The organism is Nocardiopsis sp. NPDC055879 (genome assembly GCF_053615935.1).
Genome location: NZ_JBSHCT010000009.1, coordinates 51,476 through 58,627, shown reverse-complemented (window position 1 = coordinate 58,627; position 7,152 = coordinate 51,476). Strand labels below are relative to the sequence as shown.

Genomic DNA, 7,152 nt, shown 5'->3' with positions numbered 1-7,152 from the left:
GGTTTCCCCCCCTCGCACACCAAAACCTCAGTCCACCCAAACACCAACCAGGACGTGTTTCGGCCTTTCGGTTGGGGTTGGTACCCCGGGCCGGCCTGGCAAAAACCCGGGGGGGGGGGTGTATGGCAACCCCCCGCGCCCCTCCTCGTCCTCGAAGGCCCCCACAGGCGGCCCAGGCGCCTCAGACGCCCTTGGCGAGCTCCTGACTGGCGCTCACCCAGGTCTCCAGCAGTCGCCGCGCCGCGCCCTCGTCCACCGCGGCCGCGGCCCGATCGTAGCCGGCGCGAACCGCCTCGGTCAGGTCGCCCTCGATACCGTCGACCGCCGCCAGCGCGGCCCCGGCGTTGAGCAGCACCGCGTCGCGCACCGGGCCGGGCCGACCCGCCACCATGTCGCGCACCGCCTGGGCGTTGAAGTCCACGTCGCCGCCGCGCAGGGCGTCGGGCGCCGAACGCGCGATGCCCAGGTCCGTCGGGTCCAGCCGCTCCTGACGCGCCTCACCGTCGCGGACGACCCACACGGTGGAGGTGGTGGCCGTGGTCAGCTCGTCCAGACCGTCGTCGCCGCGGAACACCAGCGCCGACGAACCACGGCGGGCGAACACCCCCGCGATCACCTCGCACATGCGCTCGTCGAACACGCCGATGGCGGAGGTGGTGGGCTGCGCCGGGTTGGTCAGCGGACCCAGGAAGTTGAACACGGTCGGCACCGCCAGCTCACGGCGCGGCTTGGCCGCGTACCGCAACGACGGGTGGAACAGCGGAGCGAAGCAGAAGGAGATGCCGGCCTCCTCGGCCAGCCGCACGGTCAGCTCCGGCGGCAGGTCCAGGACCACACCGAGACGCTCCAGCACGTCGGCCGTCCCGCACGAGGACGACGCCGCGCGGTTGCCGTGCTTGACCACCCGGGCACCCGCGGCCGAGCTCACGATCGCCGCCATGGTGGACACGTTCACGGTGTGCGCGCGGTCGCCGCCGGTCCCGACGATGTCGAGCGTGGGCCCGGGCACCTCGATACGCACCGCGTGTTCGAGCATGCCCTGGGCGAGACCGGTCACCTCGGACACCCCCTCGCCCTTGGCGCGCAGGGCGATCGCGAACCCCGCGACCTGGGCGTCGGTGGCCGAACCCGACATGATCTCGTTCATCGCCCACTCGGTGTCGGCCGCGCTGAGGGAGACCCCGCCCAGCAGGGCGGTGATCAGGTTGGACCAGGTCCGCTCCTGGACGGCGGAGGTCTCCTGGGCGTTGGTATCGAGCGCGTTGTTCTCGGCCGGCGCGGCCGAGGGAACGGGGACGTTCATGTGGACTCCTGGCGGAAGGGCGTGGAAAGGAAAAGGGGCGCCGGCGGCGGGCACACGAGTGCGCCCGCCCCGTTCAGCGTCCCCGGGCGAAGGAGAGGGCGTTGTAGGCGCGGCCGCGCCATCGCCCGATGTCGGCGCCGTGGTTGAGGGCTCCGCCCATCACCAACCGACGGCGCAGGTCTCTCTCGCCGTTGTCCTTTACGGCCGTCAGCCGGCCGTGCGCGTCACGCCCCACGGTCGTCGTCACCCCGTGAGCGCGACCGCACGCCGGCGCATGAGCTCGGCCAGTGCCTGGGCGAGCGCGACCGGGTCGATGGGGTGGCTCACCACCTGGTCGGCCTGCGACCAGGTCGCGAGCCAACGGTCGTCCCGCCTGCCCACCAGGAGCAGGATCGGCGGGCCCTGGAAGATCTCGTCCTTGACCTGGCGGCACAGGCCCATCCCGCCGGTGGGCGCGGCCTCACCGTCGAAGATGGCCACGTCGATGCGCTCGGCGGGGTCCTTGGACTCCAGCTTGCGCAGGGCGCCGGGCGCGGTGGCGCACTCGACGAACTCGACCTTGGGGACATCGGTGGCGGGCCGGCGGCCGATGGCCGTCCGGACCTGCTCACGGGTGTCGGCCTTGTCGCTGTAGACCAGCACGCGCATCCTGGCGCCCGTGTCCGTACCGCTCATCGCGCAACCGTCCCATCGCGTCAGCCCTCGGTCGCGGCCATGGGGGGTGCGACCGTGGCGTTCGTTGACTGTTTCCACTCCGACTCTATTGCCTCATGCTCCCGCGCCCCGGATGAGGGTGGGTGGACGTTGAGGCGTTGAGACCTTGGACACCACAGGATGCCAGGATCTCGGGGCCCTTCGTTCAGGGCCTCCCGAGGTGACGTTGTCCAAAGGTGATTCTTTCGATGCCGGGCCGTTGTTTTTGAAGGGTTCGGGGGGCTTTCGAGGGGGTACTGAACGTCTCGGAACGCCTCAGCCGCGCAGGTTCGCGCCACTTCTCGCGTGTAAGCGCGTGGCGTGCCCCGGATCACGAGCGGGGCCGCTACAGTAACGCCCGAGTCACGACCACACCGTCACCCGAGCCGCAGAGGATGGCCGATCCCGGGCCTGATCCGTCGCCTTACGGGGGGTCGAGTACGGGTCTTCGCGGGATGCCGTAATAATGCTCCCGTGGCGACAGCAACCGCGAACCCAAAAACAGCAACCGCATCAGCGCATGGTGCGGCAAAGCGTCCTGACCTGGTGAGTGTTGGCACCATCGTGTGGCTGGCCAACGAACTCATGTTCTTCGCCGCGCTGTTCGCGATGTACTTCACCATCCGATCGGTGACCAACGGGAACCCCGAGCTCGGCGAGTGGGCGGACGTCCACCTCAACGTGCCGTGGGCCTCGACGATCACCATTGTCCTGGTGGCTTCCAGCTTCACCGCGCAATTCGGCGTTTGGGCCGCAGAGCGCGGCGACGTCAAGAAGCTGCGCATGTGGTTCTTCATCACGTTCTTCATGGGCCTGTTCTTCATCCTTGGACAGGCTTATGAGTACTACGAGCTCATCGTCCACGAGGGGCTGACTCTCCAGTCGAGCGCCTACGGGTCGATGTTCTACCTGACCACGGGCTTCCACGGACTCCACGTCATCGGTGGTCTGATCGCGTTCCTCATCATGTTGGGACGCACGTACGCCGCGAAGCGCTTCACTCACCAACAGGCGACCAGCGCGATCGTCGTGTCCTACTACTGGCACTTCGTCGACGTCGTCTGGGTCGCTTTGTTCTTCACCATCTACTTCATCCAGTGACCCGAAACGGGGAAACCGTGAAATGGATTACCGCGCGGCGGCGGCATCCCCTGGCGGGGTATGCCGTCGTCATCCTCGCGCTAGCCCTGTTCGGGGTGGGATTCGCCGCTCTGGCCCCCACCTCGGACGAGGCGCGTGCGCAGACGCTCTCGGCCGAGGCCCCGTCCCCCGAGGACGTGGACGTGGCCAACGGCAAGGCCATCTTCGACCAGACGTGTGCGAGCTGCCACAACTACGACGGGAGTGGCACCTACACGGACGAGGACGGTAACCGGGAGATGACCAACGGCCCCGACCTCCGTGAGGTGGGGCCGGCCGCCGTCGACTTCCAGGTCAGCACCGGCCGTATGCCGTCGATGGACCCCGATTCCCAGATGCCCCGCAAGGACATGGTCATGTCCGAGCAGGACCTGGCCGACCTGATCGCCTACTACAACGAGTCGATCAGGACCGACGACATGGGGGCCGACATCCCCTATGACGTCCCGGCCGCCGCTCCCGAGCGCGAGAACTTCGAGGACGAGGAGTCCTACGAGATCGCTCTTGAGGAGTACGAGACCGATTACGACGCCTACATCGAGGGCGCCGACGACGTCGACATGGGCATGAAGCTCTACCTGACCAACTGCGCGCACTGCCACAGCTGGTCCGGTGGCGGCGGTGCCCTGACCGACGGTCGTTGGGCTCCCGAGATCCATGACTCGACTCCGCGTGAGATCTACGAGGCCATGGTCAGCGGACCCGGCGCCATGCCGATGTTCAGCGACGGCGTCATCACCCCCGAGGAGAAGCAGGAGCTCATCTCCTACGTGAAGACGCTGCAGGCGGAACCGAACGCCGGTGGCATCTTCGACCTGGAGCGTGTCGGCCAGGTCGCGGAGGGATTCATCGGATGGACCATCGGTCTGTCCCTGATCATCGCCTGCGCGATCTGGATCACGGCGAAGCAGCGTGCCCATGACTGAGAACAACAACGACAACAACGAGGCCGGTGCCGACGAACGTGTCGTCGGCACCCCGGCGGACACCGACGACGTGGTGACCGAGACCTCGGCTCACTCCGAGAGTGAGCACAACGGGCCGTACCTGGCCTCGGAGACCCACAAGCGCCCGGAGGAGCAGCAGCGTCGAGGCGAGAAGCTGGCCTCGGTGTGGTTCCTCATCGCCTTCCTCGGCGGTATCGGGTTCTTGGTCTCCTACTTCCTCTTCCCGCCGAACGCGGCGGGGGAGCCGGCGATCGCGGACCCGCAGATCGGCCAGTACTCGAACATGCTGCTGGGTGGCACGCTCACCCTGGCGATGTTCGCCATCGGCGCCGGTATGACGGTGTGGGCGCGCAACGTGATGCCCCACTACGAGGTGGCCTCTCCCTACGACGAGCTTCCCTCCAGCGAGGAGGAGAAGAGCTCCTTCAGCGAGTTCTTCATGAAGAGCGCCGACGAGAGCGGCTTCACCAAGCGTCCGCTGATGCGCCGTACGCTCATCCTGGCCATGCTGCCGCTGGGTCTGGCCCCGATCGTGCTGCTGCGCGACACCGGGCCCCTCCCCGGCGACCAGATGAAGGAGACCCGCTGGGTCGACGGCATGCGCATGTACGTCGAGGGCACCCACCGTCACCTCAAGGCCGAGGACCTGGAGAACGACCCGTACGGGATGATCTCCGCGCTCCCGGCCTTGGACGACGAGGGGTATCCGCACGGGATGAGCCTCACCGACCAGGCCAAGTCCGTCATCTTGCTCATCAAGGTGCCGGAGGACGACTGGAAGCCCGGCATGGACACTCCCGTCCGTGAGGGCAGCGACGAGACCCACATGAACTGGACCCACCAGGGCATCGTGGCCTACTCGAAGATCTGCACCCACGTCGGTTGCCCCGCGGCGCTCTACGAGCGCACCACGCACAGGATCCTGTGCCCGTGCCACCAGTCCACGTTCGACGCCACCGACGCCGCCAAGGTCGTCTTCGGACCGGCCCACCGGCCGCTGCCGCAGCTGCCCATCGGCGTCGACGACGAGGGTTACCTCGTCGCCCGAGGTGACTTCAACGAGCCGACCGGGCCGACGTTCTGGGAATACAAGGACTAGTCGATGAGTAAGACCACGCAAGCACCCAAGGCGCTGCGCGGCGTCGGCAACTTCATCGACGACCGCTTCCACCTGGCCAAGACCGGCGAGAAGAACCTGCGCAAGGTCTTCCCGAACCACTGGTCGTTCATGCTGGGTGAGATCGCGCTGTACTCGTTCATCATCCTGCTCGTCACCGGCGTGTTCCTCACGCTCTGGTTCAAGCCGAGCATGCTGGAGGTCGTCTACGACGGCTCCTACGAGCGCCTCCAGGGCGTTCCCATGAGTGAGGCGTTCGCCTCGACCCTGCACATCGACTTCGATGTCCGGGGCGGGTTCCTCGTTCGACAGATCCACCACTGGGCCGCCCTGATCTTCGTGGCCTCGCTGGTGGTGCACATGCTCCGTGTGTTCTTCACCGGCGCGTTCCGCAAGCCGCGTGAGATCAACTGGCTCATCGGTGTCGCCATCTTCTCCCTGGCCATGGTCGAGGGCCTCTTCGGCTACTCGCTGCCGGACGACCTGCCCTCGGGCATGGGTGTCCGCATCCTCCAGGGCGTGATGCTGGCGATCCCGTTGGTGGGCTCCTACATCTCGATGTTCCTGTTCGGCGGGGAGTTCCCCGGCGAGGACATCATCACGCGCCTGTACATGCTGCACGTGCTGCTGCTCCCGGCGATCCTGCTGGCGCTCATCGTGGCGCACTTCATGATCCTGTGGCACCAGAAGCACACGCAGTATCCAGGGCAAGGGCGAACGGACAAGACCGTGGTCGGAACACCCATGTTCCCGGCCTTCGCGGTCAAGGCGGGTGGATTCTTCTTCTTCACCTTCGCCGTGATCGCCGGTCTGAGCGCGTTCGTCCAGATCAACCCGATCCACCTGTTCGGCCCCTTCAGCCCGACGTCCATCACCTCCGGTCTCCAGCCGGACTGGTACATGGGCTTCATGGAGGGTTCGCTGCGCATCTTCCCGAACACGCTCGACTTCACGATCCCGATCGGCCAGGGATACCCCATCATCACGGCGGTGCTGATCCCGGGCCTGGGCGTCATGGGTCTGCTGTTCGGCGCGCTCGCGGCGTGGCCGTTCATCGAGCAGTGGATCACCGGTGACAAGCGTGCCCACAACGTCGCCGACCGTCCGCGCAACGCCCCGACCCGTACGGCTCTGGGCGTCGGCGGCATCGTCTTCTACGGCGTGCTCTGGCTCGCCGGTTCGAACGACATCCTGTCGGAGACGTTCTCGATCGACCTGTACCTGACCACGTACATCTTCCGTGTGCTGATCTTCGTGGGTCCGGTCCTGGGCTACATCATCGCCAAGCGGATCTGCCTGGGCCTGCAGCGTCGTGACCGGGAGACCCTGGAGCACGGCTACGAGAGCGGCATCATCCAGCAGCTCCCCAGCGGTGAGTTCATCGAGGTCCACAAGGAGAGCTCGGCGGAGACCACCCACGTGCTGGAGAGCAAGCCGGTCATCTCCTCCACCGCACTGGAGGAGCCCGAGACCGACGACAAGGGTGTGGAGAACCCCAACGCCCGCAAGGGCATGGGCCGGTTCCGTCGCGCCCTGGCCCACTGGTACACGAAGGACAACATCTCCTTCGAGGGGGTGGAGGCCCACACCGGGCACCACCTGCACCATGGAGCCGAGAACGAGGACAAGGACCACTAGAGTCCATCGGGGTACGCCCCGAACAGTCGAAGGACCCGGCCGCCGAGCGCGGCCGGGTCCTTCGCGTTCCCACCCGACTTCGAGGCGCTGTATCGCACGCTGCGACCTCGGACTCCGTCTGGGTTGATCCGGGCCCGAGGTTCACGCCCGGACCACTCCCAGGGGTCTTACGGCGCCTTCTGGCCGCCCCGGGTACGAAGAGAGGGGGGGGGGGCCCCCCCCCCGGGGGCCCCCCCCCCCCCCCCACCCCCGACCCCCCCCCCGCCCCGCCCCCCCGGAAATGTTGAGAAGTACTTTGTCCAACGGTAGGGAGC

7 protein-coding genes are annotated in these 7,152 nt (G+C 67.1%); 4 read left to right on the top strand and 3 right to left on the bottom strand.

The window, feature by feature from the left end; translation table 11 throughout:
* Positions 1–181: 181 nt before the first annotated feature.
* The 3 genes from trpD to ACWGKS_RS12370 all read right to left on the bottom strand — a co-directional run bounded on the left by trpD (position 182) and on the right by ACWGKS_RS12370 (position 1,978).
* Positions 182–1,303 carry an anthranilate phosphoribosyltransferase gene (gene trpD, locus ACWGKS_RS12380; protein ID WP_358515421.1) on the bottom strand — a complete coding sequence of 374 codons (1,122 nt, stop codon included), beginning with the start codon at positions 1,301–1,303 and terminating at the stop codon, positions 182–184.
* 73 nt (positions 1,304–1,376) lie between these two features.
* Complete coding sequence (locus ACWGKS_RS12375; RefSeq protein ID WP_358515418.1) at positions 1,377–1,550, bottom strand: hypothetical protein; 174 nt, start codon at positions 1,548–1,550, stop codon at positions 1,377–1,379.
* Positions 1,547–1,978, bottom strand: a complete 432-nt coding sequence (locus ACWGKS_RS12370; protein WP_358515415.1) for a hypothetical protein — start codon at positions 1,976–1,978, stop codon at positions 1,547–1,549. The genes ACWGKS_RS12375 and ACWGKS_RS12370 overlap by 4 nt, the downstream gene beginning before the upstream one ends.
* Positions 1,979–2,470: 492 nt before the next feature.
* Here ACWGKS_RS12370 and ctaE point away from each other — a divergent pair, with 492 nt between their 5' ends.
* From ctaE to qcrB, 4 genes are read left to right on the top strand one after another with little or no spacing between them, the layout of a single operon-like run.
* The gene (ctaE, locus tag ACWGKS_RS12365) at positions 2,471–3,097 is read left to right on the top strand and encodes an aa3-type cytochrome oxidase subunit III (RefSeq protein ID WP_190318526.1); all 627 of its coding nucleotides are present in this window, start codon (positions 2,471–2,473) and stop codon (positions 3,095–3,097) included.
* Between the two features lie 17 nt (positions 3,098–3,114).
* Complete coding sequence (gene qcrC, locus ACWGKS_RS12360) at positions 3,115–4,062, top strand: cytochrome bc1 complex diheme cytochrome c subunit (protein ID WP_452455666.1); 948 nt, start codon at positions 3,115–3,117, stop codon at positions 4,060–4,062.
* Positions 4,055–5,182 (top strand): cytochrome bc1 complex Rieske iron-sulfur subunit, encoded by a 1,128-nt coding sequence (qcrA, locus tag ACWGKS_RS12355; RefSeq protein WP_358515411.1) that lies wholly within the window; start codon positions 4,055–4,057, stop codon positions 5,180–5,182. The genes qcrC and qcrA overlap by 8 nt, the downstream gene beginning before the upstream one ends.
* A 3-nt stretch (positions 5,183–5,185) precedes the next feature.
* On the top strand, positions 5,186–6,838 hold the full coding sequence (gene qcrB, locus ACWGKS_RS12350) for a cytochrome bc1 complex cytochrome b subunit (RefSeq protein WP_358515408.1): 1,653 nt from the start codon (positions 5,186–5,188) through the stop codon (positions 6,836–6,838).
* The last annotated feature ends 314 nt before the right edge of the window (positions 6,839–7,152 follow it).

Coding starts and splice junctions, on each gene's coding strand:
- trpD (WP_358515421.1), bottom strand. CDS start 1,303: ATGAACGTCCCCGTTCCCTCGGCCGCGCCGGCCGAGAACAACGCGCTC.
- ACWGKS_RS12370 (WP_358515415.1), bottom strand. CDS start 1,978: ATGAGCGGTACGGACACGGGCGCCAGGATGCGCGTGCTGGTCTACAGC.
- qcrA (WP_358515411.1), top strand. CDS start 4,055: ATGACTGAGAACAACAACGACAACAACGAGGCCGGTGCCGACGAACGT.
- qcrB (WP_358515408.1), top strand. CDS start 5,186: ATGAGTAAGACCACGCAAGCACCCAAGGCGCTGCGCGGCGTCGGCAAC.